Raw genomic sequence first — 14,391 nt, forward strand, 5'->3', positions numbered from 1 at the left:
ACTACCTCAATTCGCCGTTTTGGATAAGATCAAGGTAAAGGTTTACTTTGTCTTTAAGTTCTTTTCTTGGTACAATAAAATCAAGAAAACCGTGCTCAAGTAAGAACTCAGCCGTTTGGAAACCTTCAGGTAGTTCTTTACCGGTAGTATCCTTAACCACACGTGGCCCTGCAAAACCAATAAGCGCTCCCGGCTCTGCTATGTTTACGTCGCCCAGCATAGCGTATGATGCCGTAGTACCACCCGTTGTAGGGTCTGTACAAAGTGATATGTATGGTAAGCCTGCTTCAGCAAGCTGAGCCAGTTTTGCGCTGGTTTTGGCAAGCTGCATTAACGAAGCTGCTGCTTCCATCATACGCGCACCACCTGATTTAGAAATCATCATAAATGGCAGTTTGTTCTTTATGGCGTAGTCTACCGCGCGGGCTATTTTTTCGCCCACAACAGCACCCATAGAACCGCCAATAAAAGCAAAATCCATACAGGCTATTACTAAATCCCTGCCTTTACTCTTACCCACAGCAGTGCGTACAGCATCTTTTAGCCTGGTTTTATCCATAGCCTCTTTTAGCCTGTCGCTGTATTTTTTAGTATCTACAAACTTCAGGCTGTCTTTACTGGTAATGTCTTTATCCAGCTCTGTAAATTCATTATCATCAAAAAGGATTTCGAAGTATTCTTTACTTCCTATCCTTACATGGTAGCCATCTTCGGGGCTAACATAAAAATTCCTGGCCAGCTCATCGGCATCTACAATCTTTCCGGTGGGCGATTTGTACCAAAGCCCTTTAGGCACATCCCTCTTATTTTCAGTAGGGGTTTGTATTCCTTTTTCCGTTCTTTTAAACCAAGCCATAGTGTAGTTTTAAGTTAAAAAAAGTACCGGTTATCAATCGCTATAGGTAAGCGACTGATAACCGGTATTGGGTATTATACTAAAGTGTATTTACGTTATTAAGGTCGGCAAAAGCCTGCTCCAGCCTTTTGTTAAAGGTAACTTCACCTTCACGAAGCCACTTACGCGGATCGTAGTGTTTTTTGTTAGGAGACTCAGGGCCGTCCGGGCTGCCTATTTGTGTTTTAAGGTAGTCTACTTTACCTACCATATAATCACGGATACCTTCTGTAAATGCAAACTGAAGGTCTGTATCTATGTTCATTTTTACAACACCATAAGAAATGGCTTCCCTGATTTCCTCAAGAGATGAACCAGAACCACCGTGGAAAACAAAATCTACAGGGTTTTTCTCTGTACCGAATTTCTGCTCTACATACGCCTGAGAATCTCTAAGGATAGTAGGAGTAAGTTTTACGTTACCCGGCTTGTATACACCGTGTACGTTACCAAAAGCAGCCGCTACAGTAAACTTAGGCGATACTTTGCTAAGCTCTTCGTATACGTGTGCTACTTCTTCCGGTTGTGTATATAGTTTAGAAGTATCTACATGGCTGTTATCTACACCATCTTCTTCTCCACCTGTAATACCAAGTTCTATTTCAAGGGTCATACCCATTTTAGCCATCCTTTCAAGGTATTTGGCAGAAATTTCGATGTTTTCTTCAAGAGGCTCTTCGCTAAGGTCCAGCATGTGCGAGCTGAAAAGCGGCTTACCGGTTTCGGCAAAGTGTTTTTCGCTGGCATCAAGAAGTCCGTCTACCCAAGGCAGCAGGTTTTTAGCACAGTGGTCTGTATGTAGGATTACGGTAGCACCGTAAGCTTCGGCAAGGGTATGTATGTGTTTTGCACCGGCTATAGCTCCAAGTATAGAAGCTTTTTGTCCGTCGTTGCTAAGGCCTTTACCAGCATTAAATGCGGCACCGCCGTTAGAGAACTGGATTATTACAGGGGCATTTAGCTTAGCAGCTGTTTCCAGCACACCGTTAATAGTGTCAGAACCTGTTACGTTTACCGCAGGAAGTGCAAAGCCTTTTTCTTTGGCAAGTTTAAATATCTCCTGTACCTGGTCTCCGGTAGCAACACCGGGCTTAATATTGTGAGCCATCAGTTATTGGGTTTTTAAAATTACTTTCACAAAAATAGTATATTTAGTTTAGAACGGATAATTAATACCAAAATTTAAAACCGAACTACCAAAATTATATCCTTTAAACCAGCGGTCGCCTGTTAATCGGGCGGGGTCATAGGTTTTAAAACCTACATCGAACCGGAATACAAAAAAGTTGAAATCGTACCTGAAACCTGTACCTGTACCTAAAGCCAGGTCGCGCAGCGAACTGATTCCGTTAAAGGTGTAGGCAGGGTCTGTTTCGTCATCAAAAATATTCCAGATATTACCCAAGTCACCAAACACGGCACCATTTAGTTTTCCAAAAATGTTATAACGAAGCTCTGTACTGAAAGAGATTTTCATGTTGGCCTCGTTAAAGTCGTTAATACTACCGCTTCGTCCGGGGCCCAGGCCGTAGCTTTGCCACGCGCGGTTATCATTACTACCACCGGCAAAATAACTGCGGGTAAACGGAATAGAGTTAGAGTTGCCATAAGGCACCGCTAACCCAAAAAACGCTCTCATGGCCAGCACCCTGCGATGGCGCAAATCCCAGTGCTTTATAAAGTCTACTTCACCTTTAAGGTACTGCGAGTACTGCACGTCAAACAACGTCCGCTGCCCCACAGGTACGTTTTTATTTTCTTTCATTAACGGCGCCACAAGGCTCAGCAGCCCACCGGCACTTTCGCCCTTTACCTTAAAGTTATAAAAGTTGTTGTCTGTAATACCTTCCTGGGTGCTTAGTGTGTAGGTAAAGTTACTGGCCCAGATAAGGTTATTTTCGGTAAGGCGCCTGCGCCTTTCCTCAAGCCTGCGCACCTCAAGAAAATCCGCGTCGGTTATACTGGTTCCGGTATTAGTAGCCAAGACATCGTTTATAAAGCTATAAACACCTGAGCCGGAAAGGTTATGAAATTCATCAAAATAATCCTGGTTAATACCTGTATACGAGTTGGCAATGGTGTTTAAGCGCGCGTAAGACGAACGGTATACATTAAAATAGTTACCTGCATTTACGTTACGGATGTACTGCAGGTTCCATAAATCAAATTTAGCGGTACGTCTTCTGTCAGGTGTCCAGTTATAGCTCAGTACACCTGTAAGGTTTTCTTTATCGAGACCTATATTCTTCTGCCTGCCCACACCTAAACTTACCAATGTGCTGGGCAACATCTCTTTCGGTATAATGCGTTCTGTATTTACAGGGAACCACACCCTGGGGATAGAGAGTTTCGCATCGGCACCATATTCAAGGATATTAAAAAACGCTTTATCTTTTATGGAGCTGTCTTTAGACGAACCTATGTTTCCGCGGGTACTAAGCGTTAAGGTTTCGGCACCCCGAAATACATTTAAAAAGGTTACCCCCATAGTACCCTGTACACCAAAATCCTGAATACTGTTGTGGTTAAGGTCGGCAGCAATATTAAACCTGTAGTTCTTTTTAGGATTCAGCCTTACTTTTGCAATGAGCGATGTACCGGTACTGTCTGCCTTGTCTTCCTCATAATTTATAAGTATAGGCGATGCAAATATCTTTAGGTTGCTAAGGTAGCGGGAGGTACGGGTACGCCTGATATCGGAATAGGTACTGCCCGGCGTAATAAATATAGGATCTGTAAGCGCCCGTGGTTTATAACGTAATTTACCATTAGTTAATATGGTAAAACCATTATACATGGTAGTGTTTACCTCGGCATTTGGCTCGTACGGGTTATTCACCTGGATTTCTACCTTGCTTATTTTATATATTTTAAACGGACGAACATATACCGAGTCTTCTGTCCGCACATTTTCATTATCTATAAACATATCTACATTAGCCCTGTAGTTGGTATTTACCGTATCTACTGAGTAACGTATGTACGTAGGATCAAACTTCCAAACGCCATGGTTCTTAAAATAGTTTGATATCCGCTCGCGCTCCGCCGCAAAATCAGCTTCGCGGTACTGCCTGCCATTTTTTAAAACCGCATCAGCCTTACTGCGCCTGTAGAGGCTATCTAATGCCGGGGTTTGTATTTTCACATCTATAGAATCTACAATGTACGGCTTGCCGGTAACAACCTCATATTTAATAATGGCTTTTTTGCTGCTTACAGTATCTATGGTATAGTTAGCTTTCGCCCTGAAATAACCCTGCTTATAATAATAGGCATACAACCTGTTCTTTGACTTCTTTACACGGGCAAGGTCTACAATTACAGGGGACTCACCGGTTTTCTTTAAAAAATTACTGATACCCGAAACCACAAACGAATGCCCCAGGCGGTTTACCTGCTTTTCACTCAGTAAAAACGTAAGGGTTTTGTGCCTGCCGGGTTTTCGGTCCAGCCAAAGATGGTATAAGGAATCAGGGTTTGGCTTAGCCAGGTTATACATGTGCAGCCTTAAATGAAAGCCCAGTATATTAGAATTTTCCTGCTGAAAGAGCTGTAGGTAATGCTCCTCGTCGTTTTTTTTCTCTTTGTTTACGGTAATAACATTCTTCTCCAGCAGGTGCTTACCCTCCGGAACCCTGCTCGTAAGGTCGCACGATGCAACAATTACTGCCAGTAATATAAATAGTGTTATTTTTGTGGTTATATTCTTCAAAACGGTACTGCCGAAACTAAAGTCAAAAATACGTTTTTTATGCTAAGTAAAAGCCAAATAAAGTTAATAACGGGATTACAACAAAAAAAATACCGAAAACAGCATAAAATGTTTTTTGCCGAAGGATTAAAGGTGGTACAGGAACTCCTTGATTCTTCGCTTACCCTGGTACACCTGTACAGCGAACCGGGTTACTTTAACAACGTACCACCCACCAAATATAGCGAGGTGACCGAAACCGAACTAAAAAAGGTGAGCGCGCTTACCACTGCGCAGCACTGCCTTGCCCTATTTGAAATTCCAGACGAAAAACCCATACCTCTAACGGGGCTAAGTGTAGCCCTTGACGACGTGCGCGATCCGGGAAACCTGGGCACTATAATACGCCTGTGCGACTGGTTTGGCATTGAAACCCTTGTGTGCTCTGTCGCGTGCGTAGATGTGTACAACCCTAAAGTAGTGCAGGCTACAATGGGCAGCCTAACCCGTGTTAATGTGGTGTACGCAGACCTTGACCATTACCTGCAACAAACCAAGCTGCCTGTTTTTGGTACTTTTATGGATGGGGAGAATATTTATAAAAAAAGCCTTCCGGCGGAAGGCATTATTGTAATGGGCAATGAAGCCAACGGAATATCTGAAAACATAGCAGCACTGTGCAGCGAACGAATAGCCATACCACGTTTTGGCGACCTGCAACAAACCGAAAGCCTTAACGTAGCTACGGCTACGGCTATTATACTCAGTGAGTTCAGGCGCGGATAAAACAGCTCACTATTTACCCGAACTACAAATAGTAAACGTATTTATCAAATCAAAAGAAATTTTTGCAATGCGTGGCAAAAAATTAGTGGAACGCAAAGTTTACAAACACACCGCGTGTTTTCATGCTTGCTACGTTACCTGTATACGGACTGTTAGGGTCGTTATCGCGTATTAGTTCATCATCAAAGCTAAACACACCGCGTATAGAAGGCGAAAACTTAAAGTACTCAAAGTAAATATCTATACCCGCTCCAAACTCCCAGTTATTGGTCCAGGTTTTCATACGGAAACGGTCGCCCGTAAGGTTATCGTCTTTTACTTTTTCCTGTGCATCAAAATTTAGCGTACGCGATACCCCACCTATAAGGAAAGGTTTTATATTTCCGGTACGCGTTGCCGAAAATTTAAGCAACAACGGAAAGTGTATATAGGTAGATTTTACCTCGCGCAGGCGGTCATACGATGTGGTAAGGCGTTCATCTGTCCAGGTAAGGTTACGCTGCGTATAAGCAAGCCCCGGCTCAAATCTCAGGTCGAAATGCTCATTTAGCCTAAGGTTACCTATAAGGCCTACGTTAAAACCCGTGGTGCTTTGCACCTTAATATCTTTGGCAGGCGGTGTTTTATAATCAAATTTAAAATCGTAACTGTTAAACCCCAGGTAATAGCCCCAGTGTACACGCTGCTTGTCAAAGTTTTCCAGGTGGATAATAGGGTCGCGCCCAAAAATACGGGTACCTAACTGCGCATGCACCAACACGCCCGCTAAAAGGAATATATAGACTAAAAACTTCTTCATTTTATTGTTTTGAGGCCGTATAAATAGTAGCCACACCCATAGTTTGCGGCAAATGCTTCACCTCTATAAACCCAATTTTGCGCAAAATATTGTTTAGCTTTTCGCCAAAAGGAAAAACCGATGCCGATTCGGCAAGATACGAGTAGGCCCCGCCCTCTTTACTAAACAGCTTACCTACCAGCGGCAGAATTACTTTCATGTGAAAAGCATACCCCTGTTTAAACGGAAACTTAGTGGGCACTGAAGTTTCCAGGATTACAAAAATTCCGCCCGGCTTTAGCACGCGCAGTATTTCGGCAAAGCCTTTTTCAAGATTTTCAAAGTTACGGATACCAAAGGCTACGGTAATAGCATCAAACGTATTATCTTCAAACGGAAGGTTTTCGCTATCGCCATACTGTAAGGTAACGCGACTTTGCAGGTTTTTGTCGGCTATTTTTTTACGGCCCACCTCCATCATACCTTCGCTAATATCTGCACCAATGATTTTAGGCGCCTTGGTTTCAGACATAAGTATAGCAAGGTCTCCGGTACCGGTAGCAATATCCAGTATGGTTTGCGGGTTTTTATCAGATACCAGCTTAAGCACCTTCTTACGCCATTTTACATCTATACCAAAGGTTATAACGCGATTAAGGCCATCGTAGTTGCCGCTGATGTTATCAAACATCTGGGCTACCTGTTCTTTTTTCCCGAGTTCGGAATCTTTATAAGGGGTTATTTGACTGCTCATTGTGTGTATTTACGAAACAAAGATACAGCAAGTTTTTTTATTGCGGCGTTTGTAATAAAAAATACAGCCTCAAACAACCGTTAAACCCTACATACCCGTCCTGATTGCCTCAACCGGATCTAACCTCGCTGCAGAGATAGCAGGCAAAATACCCGAAATAAGCCCGATTATAATAGAAAGCCCGGAACCGATAACAATATTGGTAAAGCTTAGTATAAATTCAAAATCAAGGACTTTAGAAGCCACGGTGGCAATACCCCACACCATAAGAATACCTATAACACCACCTAAAAGCGAAAGGATTACGGCTTCAAACAAAAACTGCATTAGTATAAAACGGCTTTTGGCACCCAGGGATTTTTGTATACCTATAATATTGGTACGCTCTTTTACCGAAACAAACATAATATTAGCAATACCAAAACCACCCACGAGTAGCGAAAACCCTGCAATAATCCACCCTACAAGGTTCAGCATGCTTATTATACCATCTATAAAATCAGTAAATGCCGAAAGCACGTCAATCATAAAGTTATCATCCTGACCCGCCTTAAGCCCGCGGACGGCACGCATTTTTTGGGTAATCTCTGCCTTACACTGGTCAGAATCCATGCCTTGCAGCGGTTTTAGTATAATAATGGGCGTCATAAAATCATTATGGTCGCCGTACATATTACGCAGGGCATTTACCGGTATGTATACAGAAATATCGTTACTGGGGCCAAAGGTACTACTACCCTGTTTTTCAAGCACGCCTATAACGGTAAAACGCTTACCGTACATTTTTATCTTTTTATCTATAGGATCTTCATCACCAAAAAGTGTTTCGGCAATGCCCTGTCCCAGCACCACCACACTTGTACCGGAGTTGGCTTCAGCCTCGTTATAAAACCTTCCCTTTTCTATTTTAAGCGCCTCAATGTCGGCAATTTCCTGAGATACCGGCTGCACATTTACCCCCGTAGCCGATTTCTCTTCATAGCGCAGGGTTTCGTTTTTGGTAAATATCTGGTATGCGAGCGTTTTTACTGTGGTAAGGTTATCTTTAAGATACTGGTACTCCTCAAAGGTTACATCTGGAAAATAGTCCATTTTCCAGCGCGGTATATTAGAAGGCCCAAACGAAAAGCGCTTAAGGTACATGGTATTTTTATCTACGCTGCTAAGGTCTTTTTTAATTTTATGATCCAGCGAGTCTACCGCAGCCAGTACAGCTATGATAGAAAATATACCAATGGTAACACCAAGCAGCGACAAAAAAGTACGCAACTTGTTATTGGTAAGCGAATTCATGGCAAAAGAGAAACTCTCTCTAAGCAGGCGCAGGTATAACAGCATAATACAATGTAAGATATTGTGGCCCGGTAAAAACCGGCCGTATTTAAGCCGTGCGGCACAGGCGCAAACAACTTTATAGCATTAGTAGCAAAGAACTAAAAAAAGTTACACCTACCCTGCCCTGCTTAGCGTTAAAAAATTATACAGTGCATCAATTTTTTTATAAACAAAGCCACTGATTAACAGCAAAAAACTAAAACAGAATATTTATTTAGAAGTAATTAAAATTAAGTGAATTTACATATTGAATGTTACAGGTACAAATACTACCTTTGCGCCGCAATAAACACACAACTAAACACACAACAAATGAGTACTGTTAAAACAATTTCTTCGGCCCTTATTTCGGTATTTTATAAAGACGGCTTAGAGCCTGTAGTGCGCAAGCTGCACGAAAATAACGTAACCCTATATTCTACCGGAGGTACTGAGCAGTTTATTAAAGAACTGGGCATACCGGTAGTAGCCGTAGAAGATGTAACCTCTTACCCGTCTATACTGGGCGGACGCGTAAAAACCCTGCACCCTAAAGTATTTGGAGGAATACTCAACCGTCAGGATAACGACCAGGACGTAGCACAAATGCAGGAGTTTAACATTCCGCAAATAGACCTGGTTATTGTAGACCTGTATCCTTTTGAAAAAACGGTAGCTTCGGGTGCGCCGGAAGCTGACATTATAGAAAAAATAGACATCGGCGGTATATCGCTTATACGTGCGGCTGCCAAAAACTTTAAAGACACGGTAATCATAGCGTCGGTTGAAGATTACGGCACGTTCCTTGAAGCTTACACCGCAAACAATGGCGCAACTACGCTTGAAGAGCGCAGGAAATTTGCCACCAAGGCCTTCCACGTATCCAGCAACTATGACACGGCTATCTTTAACTATTTTAATACCGACGAAACCTACTACAAAGCCAGCGTAGCCGGCGGAGAAGTACTGCGTTACGGAGAAAACCCACATCAGAAAGGTTACTTTTTTGGCGGGCTAAACGAAATGTTTACCAAACTTCACGGTAAAGAGCTTTCTTACAACAACCTGCTTGATGTAGATGCTGCGGTAAACCTAATTGGCGAGTTTAAAGATGACAAGCCTACGTTTGCCATACTTAAGCACAACAACGCATGCGGCCTTGCCACGCGCGAAACCGTTAAAGAAGCCTACCTTGACGCCCTTGCCGGCGACCCTACATCGGCTTTTGGCGGTGTACTGATAAGCAACGCTAAAATAGATGAGGCCGCCGCCGAAGAAATCAACAAACTGTTTTGCGAGGTAGTTATAGCTCCTGCTTATACAGAGGGCGCGGTAACCATACTTCAGGAAAAAAAGAACAGGATAATACTTATTCAAAACAACGTTACGCTGCCTGAAAAACAGGTTCGTACGTGCCTTAACGGACTTCTTGTACAAGATAAGGACAATATTACAGACAATAAAGAGCTGTTAAAGACCGTTACGGTAACATCACCTTCTGAGCAGGAAATCGAAGACCTGCTGTTTGCATCTAAAATATGCAAGCACACTAAATCTAACACTATAGTATTTGCTAAAAACGGCCAGCTAATAGCCAGCGGCACCGGACAAACCAGCCGTGTAGACGCCCTTAAGCAAGCTGTTGAAAAAGCTAACGCATTTGGCTTTAGCCTTAGCGGTGCAGTTATGGCAAGCGATGCGTTCTTTCCGTTCCCGGACTGTGTGGAACTGGCAAAACAAGCCGGAATAACATCAGTAATACAGCCGGGCGGATCTATAAAAGATGAACTGAGTATTAATTATTGTAACGAAAACGGCGTTAGCATGGTATTTACAGGTGTACGTCATTTCAAACATTAATTTTATTACTTTTGTAGGCTTGAATTAAACAAAAATATATAATACCTAATACCCGGATTAATATGGGATTTTTTGATTTCATGACCGAGGATATTGCGATAGACTTAGGAACCGCAAACACCCTCATCATACATAACGACAAAGTTGTGGTAGACAGCCCCAGCATAGTAGCGCGCGACCGCGTATCGGGCAAGATAATTGCCGTAGGTAAGGAAGCGAACATGATGCAGGGTAAAACCCATGAAAACATTAAAACCATACGACCTCTGAAGGATGGTGTTATTGCCGACTTTGATGCTTCTGAAAAAATGATGAGTATGTTTATAAAAAGCATACCGGCACTTAAAAAGAAGCTGTTTACCCCTGCCCTTCGCCTTATTATATGTATACCAAGCGGTATTACTGAGGTGGAAATGCGTGCGGTAAAAGAAGGTGCAGAACGTGTAAACGGTAAAGAAGTATACCTTATACACGAGCCTATGGCAGCTGCAATAGGTATAGGTATAGATATTATGCAGCCGAAAGGTAACATGATTGTAGATATAGGTGGCGGTACTACCGAGATTGCCGTAATAGCCCTTGGCGGTATTGTGTGCGATAAATCGGTTAAAATTGCAGGCGACGTATTTACAAATGATATTGTATACTACATGCGTACCCAGCACAACCTTTACATAGGTGAAAGTACTGCCGAGAAAATAAAAATTACCATAGGTGCAGCCATTGAAGACTTAGAGAGCCCACCGGAAGATATGAGCGTGCAAGGACGAGACCTGTTAACGGGTAAACCAAAGCAGGTGGAAGTATCGTACCGCGAAATAGCAAAGGCACTGGACAAATCAATACAGCGTATAGAAGACGCGGTTATGGAAACCCTGAGCCAGACTCCGCCGGAACTCGCTGCCGATATTTACAACACAGGTATTTACCTTGCGGGTGGCGGTAGTATGCTACGAGGCCTTGACAAAAGGATTTCGCAAAAAACAGACCTGCCGGTTTACATAGCCGAAGACCCGCTTAGGGCAGTAGTACGCGGAACCGGAATGGCACTAAAAAATATACCAAAATACAGGAGCATCCTTATTAAATAAGATTTAGCAAATGCAGCAAATAATAAACTTTTTATTAAAAAACAGTATTAACTTACTGTTTTTGCTGCTTTTGGGCATATCGTTAACGTTTACCATACAAAGCCATTCGTACCACCGTAGCCTGGCAGTGTCCAGCGCTAACTCGGTTACCGGGTACACGTATGAGAAAATTAACGAGGTAGAAAGCTACTTTAGCCTGCGCGAACAAAACGACAGGCTATCGCATGAAAATGCGGCGCTAAAGCGTATGCTTTTTAACACCCAGGACACAGTAAACAAACCACCGCTTACCCTGCCCGAAAATACTCCGGGCAACTACAAGGTGTACGAAGCCAAGGTTATTAAAAACTCTTACAGCAGCCAGGAAAACTACTTTACTATTAATGCCGGTACGGCAGAGGGTATTAAAGAGGATATGGGTGTAGTAAGCAGCCAGGGTGTAATAGGTGTGGTAGAAAAAACATCGGCACATTACAGTACAGTAATCAGCATACTGAACAGAAAATTCAGGCTTGGTGCCAAGATTAAGAAAAATGACCACTTTGGTACCCTCACCTGGAACGGTAAAAGCACCGGATTTGCGCAGCTTATAGATGTACCACGTATTGCCAGCTTTGCAAAAGGCGACACAATAGTTACAGGGAATGAGTCTACAATATTCCCGGAAAACATACCAATAGGCACGGTAGAAACCATTTACCGCGACAAGGTAACACAAAACTTTACCCTGGAAGTACGCCTGTTTAACGACATGACGAGCCTGGGCTATATATACATTATAGAAAACAAGCATAAAGAAGAAATAGAACAACTGCAGGAAGAAACAAAGCCTGAAGAACAGCACTAATGAACCCAACTGTAATTATAAACATACTCCGCTTTATAGCGCTGCTTGCCGTTCAGGTTGCGGTTTTTAACCAGCTGAACCTATTTGGATTTATTAATGCCTACCCGTATATACTGTACATAATACTGTATCCTGCAAATGGCAATAAGGCAGTACTTTTACTATCGGCTTTTTTTATGGGGGTTTTGCAAGACCAGTTTTGCGACACCGGTGCGCACGCTGTGGCTTGTGTAACACTTGCCTATTTAAGGCCTGCTTTCTTTCGTTTTTCTTTCGGTGTAAGTTACGAGTACCAAACCATAAAAATAAACGACAGGCTATCACCTGAAAGGCTTATTTTTATTTTCCTTTCGGTAATCACACATCATTTCATTTTGTTTATGATGGAGCTTTTCCGTTTCGACCTGATCCTCGATGTGCTGCTGCGCACAATTGTTACTACGTTGTTTACGTTAATAATCAGTATCATTACCATATACCTTATTAAGCCGGGCAAACAACAATGAGAAAAATATTACTGCCCATACTTATCATTACGGGCACCCTGCTAATTATAGCAAGGCTTTTTTACCTGCAAATACTAGACGATTCGTACATTAAAAAAAGCGACAACAACGCTATTAAAATTAAGTACGAATACCCTGAACGTGGCTATATTTTTGACCGTAACGGAAAGCTAATGGTAGCAAACCAGCCCGCTTACGATATTATGGTTACCCCTAACGACATAAAGGAACTGGACACCCTGGCGCTGTGCGAACTGCTTAAAATAGACACCGTTTACTTTAACGAACGTATAAAAAAAGCAAAGGTATACAGTCCAAGGCTACCGTCTATTTTCCTGCCTTCTTTAAGTAAAAAAGAATTTGCCGCCTTTCAGGAAAAAATACGCAGGTTTAAAGGATTTGATATTGTAAAACGTTCGTTAAGGGACTATCAGGTACACGTAGGGGCTAATATCTTTGGGTATATAGCTCAGGTAAACGATGCCATTATTAAAAAAGACCACTACTATAAAAGCGGCGACCTTATAGGCAAACAGGGTGTAGAACAAATGTATGAGGAGATTTTACGCGGACAAAAAGGCGTAAAATACTTTCAGAAAGACCGTTATGGCCGCGAAATAGGATCGTTTAAAGAAGGTAAATATGATACGCTTGCCATACCCGGCAGGGATATTACCCTTACCATAGACGCCGCCTTACAGGAATATGGCGAAAAACTAATGTTTGAAAAGCGTGGCGGTATTGTAGCGATTGAGCCTAAGACCGGTGAAATATTAGCATTGGTAACAGCACCTAATTATGACCCTGCATTACTTGTGGGACGCGACCGGTCTAAGAACTACACAATGCTTTTTAGGGACTCAATTGCAAAACCTCTATATGACAGGGGGCTTATGGCAGAATACCCTCCAGGGTCACCGTTTAAGATACTTACAGGCCTTGCTGCATTACAGGAAGAAGTTGTAGATGAAAACAGCGTATTCGTATGCCACCATGGCTTTAGCTACGGTCGAGGTGCTTTTATGAAATGTCACGATTCGGGTGCTAACCGCCTGCATGAGGCTATTTACAAGTCATGTAACACCTACTTTGGTAATGCTTTCCGCCTTACTATAGACAAATATAAAAACCCTAATACAGGTATAGATGTGTGGGCAAACCACATGAAGAGCTTTGGCCTTGGTAACTTTATGGGTTACGATTTACCAACTGGGAGGAAAGGACACATTCCTGACTCAAAATACTATAAAAGATATTACCCTAATGGCGGATGGAGAAGTTCTACCGTAATTTCATTGGCTATTGGGCAGGGAGAAATAAGTACCACACCTATACAACTGGCTAATATGGTGGCAACGGTGGCTAACCACGGCTATTATTATACACCTCATATTGTTAAGGAAATAAAGGGAGAAAAAATAGACCAGGCGTTTACTAAACGCCATACCACTACCATAGACCAGCAGTATTTTGACCCCATAGTAGCGGGTATGTTTGACGTATACAACCTGGGTACGGCAAGCCACTTACGGGTTCAGGGCATAGACATTTGCGGAAAAACCGGTACCGCCGAAAACTTTACTAAAATAAACGGCGTACGCACCCAGCTTACAGACCACTCTATATTTGTGGCTTTCGCTCCTAAAGATGACCCTAAAATAGCATTGGCAGTATTTGTGGAAAACGGTTACTGGGGAGCCAAATGGGCCGGGCCAATTGCCAGCCTTATGATAGAAAAATATTTGAAAGGCGAAGCCGTAACACAGAAAGCAAAAGAAGAATGGATAATGACCCACGGACTTACCGAAGAATATGCTAAAGTAACCAGCGGGCTTCCGTTTAAAATTAACCAGGGCGGGCACCACTAAA

12 protein-coding genes are annotated in these 14,391 nt (G+C 42.6%); 6 read left to right on the plus strand and 6 right to left on the minus strand.

Annotated features, from left to right (window positions below):
• Position 1: 1 nt before the first annotated feature.
• The 3 genes from accD to ACLI08_RS01240 all read right to left on the minus strand — a co-directional run bounded on the left by accD (position 2) and on the right by ACLI08_RS01240 (position 4,607).
• Complete coding sequence (gene accD / locus ACLI08_RS01230) at positions 2-856, minus strand: acetyl-CoA carboxylase, carboxyltransferase subunit beta (RefSeq protein ID WP_411426634.1); 855 nt, start codon at positions 854-856, stop codon at positions 2-4.
• A gap of 79 nt (positions 857-935) precedes the next feature.
• Positions 936-2,003: a class II fructose-bisphosphate aldolase gene (fbaA, locus tag ACLI08_RS01235; RefSeq protein ID WP_411426635.1), complete on the minus strand. Its 1,068-nt coding sequence runs from the start codon at positions 2,001-2,003 to the stop codon at positions 936-938.
• Between the two features lie 48 nt (positions 2,004-2,051).
• Positions 2,052-4,607, minus strand: coding sequence for an outer membrane protein assembly factor (locus ACLI08_RS01240; RefSeq protein ID WP_411426636.1), 2,556 nt, complete (start codon positions 4,605-4,607; stop codon positions 2,052-2,054).
• 39 nt (positions 4,608-4,646) lie between these two features.
• Here ACLI08_RS01240 and ACLI08_RS01245 point away from each other — a divergent pair, with 39 nt between their 5' ends.
• Positions 4,647-5,372 carry a TrmH family RNA methyltransferase gene (locus tag ACLI08_RS01245; RefSeq protein WP_411426637.1) on the plus strand — a complete coding sequence of 242 codons (726 nt, stop codon included), beginning with the start codon at positions 4,647-4,649 and terminating at the stop codon, positions 5,370-5,372.
• Positions 5,373-5,454: 82 nt separating this feature from the next.
• Here the strand turns inward: ACLI08_RS01245 and ACLI08_RS01250 are convergent, their stop codons facing one another.
• The 3 genes from ACLI08_RS01250 to ACLI08_RS01260 form a co-directional block, all read right to left on the minus strand.
• Positions 5,455-6,171, minus strand: a complete 717-nt coding sequence (locus ACLI08_RS01250) for a porin family protein (protein ID WP_411426638.1) — start codon at positions 6,169-6,171, stop codon at positions 5,455-5,457.
• A gap of 1 nt (position 6,172) precedes the next feature.
• Positions 6,173-6,904, minus strand: coding sequence for a bifunctional demethylmenaquinone methyltransferase/2-methoxy-6-polyprenyl-1,4-benzoquinol methylase UbiE (gene ubiE, locus ACLI08_RS01255; RefSeq protein WP_411426639.1), 732 nt, complete (start codon positions 6,902-6,904; stop codon positions 6,173-6,175).
• A gap of 87 nt (positions 6,905-6,991) precedes the next feature.
• Positions 6,992-8,242, minus strand: coding sequence for an ABC transporter permease (locus ACLI08_RS01260; protein ID WP_411426640.1), 1,251 nt, complete (start codon positions 8,240-8,242; stop codon positions 6,992-6,994).
• A 309-nt stretch (positions 8,243-8,551) separates the two neighbouring features.
• On the opposite strand from ACLI08_RS01260, the gene purH reads away from it, so the two are divergent.
• The 5 genes from purH to mrdA all read left to right on the plus strand — a co-directional run bounded on the left by purH (position 8,552) and on the right by mrdA (position 14,390).
• Complete coding sequence (purH, locus tag ACLI08_RS01265) at positions 8,552-10,078, plus strand: bifunctional phosphoribosylaminoimidazolecarboxamide formyltransferase/IMP cyclohydrolase (protein WP_411426641.1); 1,527 nt, start codon at positions 8,552-8,554, stop codon at positions 10,076-10,078.
• Positions 10,079-10,140: 62 nt separating this feature from the next.
• Positions 10,141-11,169: a rod shape-determining protein gene (locus tag ACLI08_RS01270; protein WP_411426642.1), complete on the plus strand. Its 1,029-nt coding sequence runs from the start codon at positions 10,141-10,143 to the stop codon at positions 11,167-11,169.
• 10 nt (positions 11,170-11,179) lie between these two features.
• On the plus strand, positions 11,180-12,016 hold the full coding sequence (gene mreC / locus ACLI08_RS01275; RefSeq protein WP_411426643.1) for a rod shape-determining protein MreC: 837 nt from the start codon (positions 11,180-11,182) through the stop codon (positions 12,014-12,016).
• Positions 12,016-12,522: a rod shape-determining protein MreD gene (locus ACLI08_RS01280; protein ID WP_411426644.1), complete on the plus strand. Its 507-nt coding sequence runs from the start codon at positions 12,016-12,018 to the stop codon at positions 12,520-12,522. Before mreC ends, ACLI08_RS01280 begins: the two co-directional genes overlap by 1 nt.
• Complete coding sequence (mrdA, locus tag ACLI08_RS01285) at positions 12,519-14,390, plus strand: penicillin-binding protein 2 (RefSeq protein WP_411426645.1); 1,872 nt, start codon at positions 12,519-12,521, stop codon at positions 14,388-14,390. Before ACLI08_RS01280 ends, mrdA begins: the two co-directional genes overlap by 4 nt.
• The last annotated feature ends 1 nt before the right edge of the window (position 14,391 follow it).

Source organism: Flavobacterium sp. RNTU_13 (genome assembly GCF_046614455.1).
Classification (GTDB): domain Bacteria; phylum Bacteroidota; class Bacteroidia; order Flavobacteriales; family Flavobacteriaceae; genus Flavobacterium.

Coding starts and splice junctions, on each gene's coding strand:
- mrdA (WP_411426645.1), top strand. CDS start 12,519: ATGAGAAAAATATTACTGCCCATACTTATCATTACGGGCACCCTGCTA.
- mreC (WP_411426643.1), top strand. CDS start 11,180: ATGCAGCAAATAATAAACTTTTTATTAAAAAACAGTATTAACTTACTG.
- ACLI08_RS01245 (WP_411426637.1), top strand. CDS start 4,647: ATGCTAAGTAAAAGCCAAATAAAGTTAATAACGGGATTACAACAAAAA.
- accD (WP_411426634.1), bottom strand. CDS start 856: ATGGCTTGGTTTAAAAGAACGGAAAAAGGAATACAAACCCCTACTGAA.
- fbaA (WP_411426635.1), bottom strand. CDS start 2,003: ATGGCTCACAATATTAAGCCCGGTGTTGCTACCGGAGACCAGGTACAG.
- ACLI08_RS01280 (WP_411426644.1), top strand. CDS start 12,016: ATGAACCCAACTGTAATTATAAACATACTCCGCTTTATAGCGCTGCTT.
- ubiE (WP_411426639.1), bottom strand. CDS start 6,904: ATGAGCAGTCAAATAACCCCTTATAAAGATTCCGAACTCGGGAAAAAA.
- purH (WP_411426641.1), top strand. CDS start 8,552: ATGAGTACTGTTAAAACAATTTCTTCGGCCCTTATTTCGGTATTTTAT.
- ACLI08_RS01260 (WP_411426640.1), bottom strand. CDS start 8,242: ATGCTGTTATACCTGCGCCTGCTTAGAGAGAGTTTCTCTTTTGCCATG.
- ACLI08_RS01250 (WP_411426638.1), bottom strand. CDS start 6,171: ATGAAGAAGTTTTTAGTCTATATATTCCTTTTAGCGGGCGTGTTGGTG.
- ACLI08_RS01270 (WP_411426642.1), top strand. CDS start 10,141: ATGGGATTTTTTGATTTCATGACCGAGGATATTGCGATAGACTTAGGA.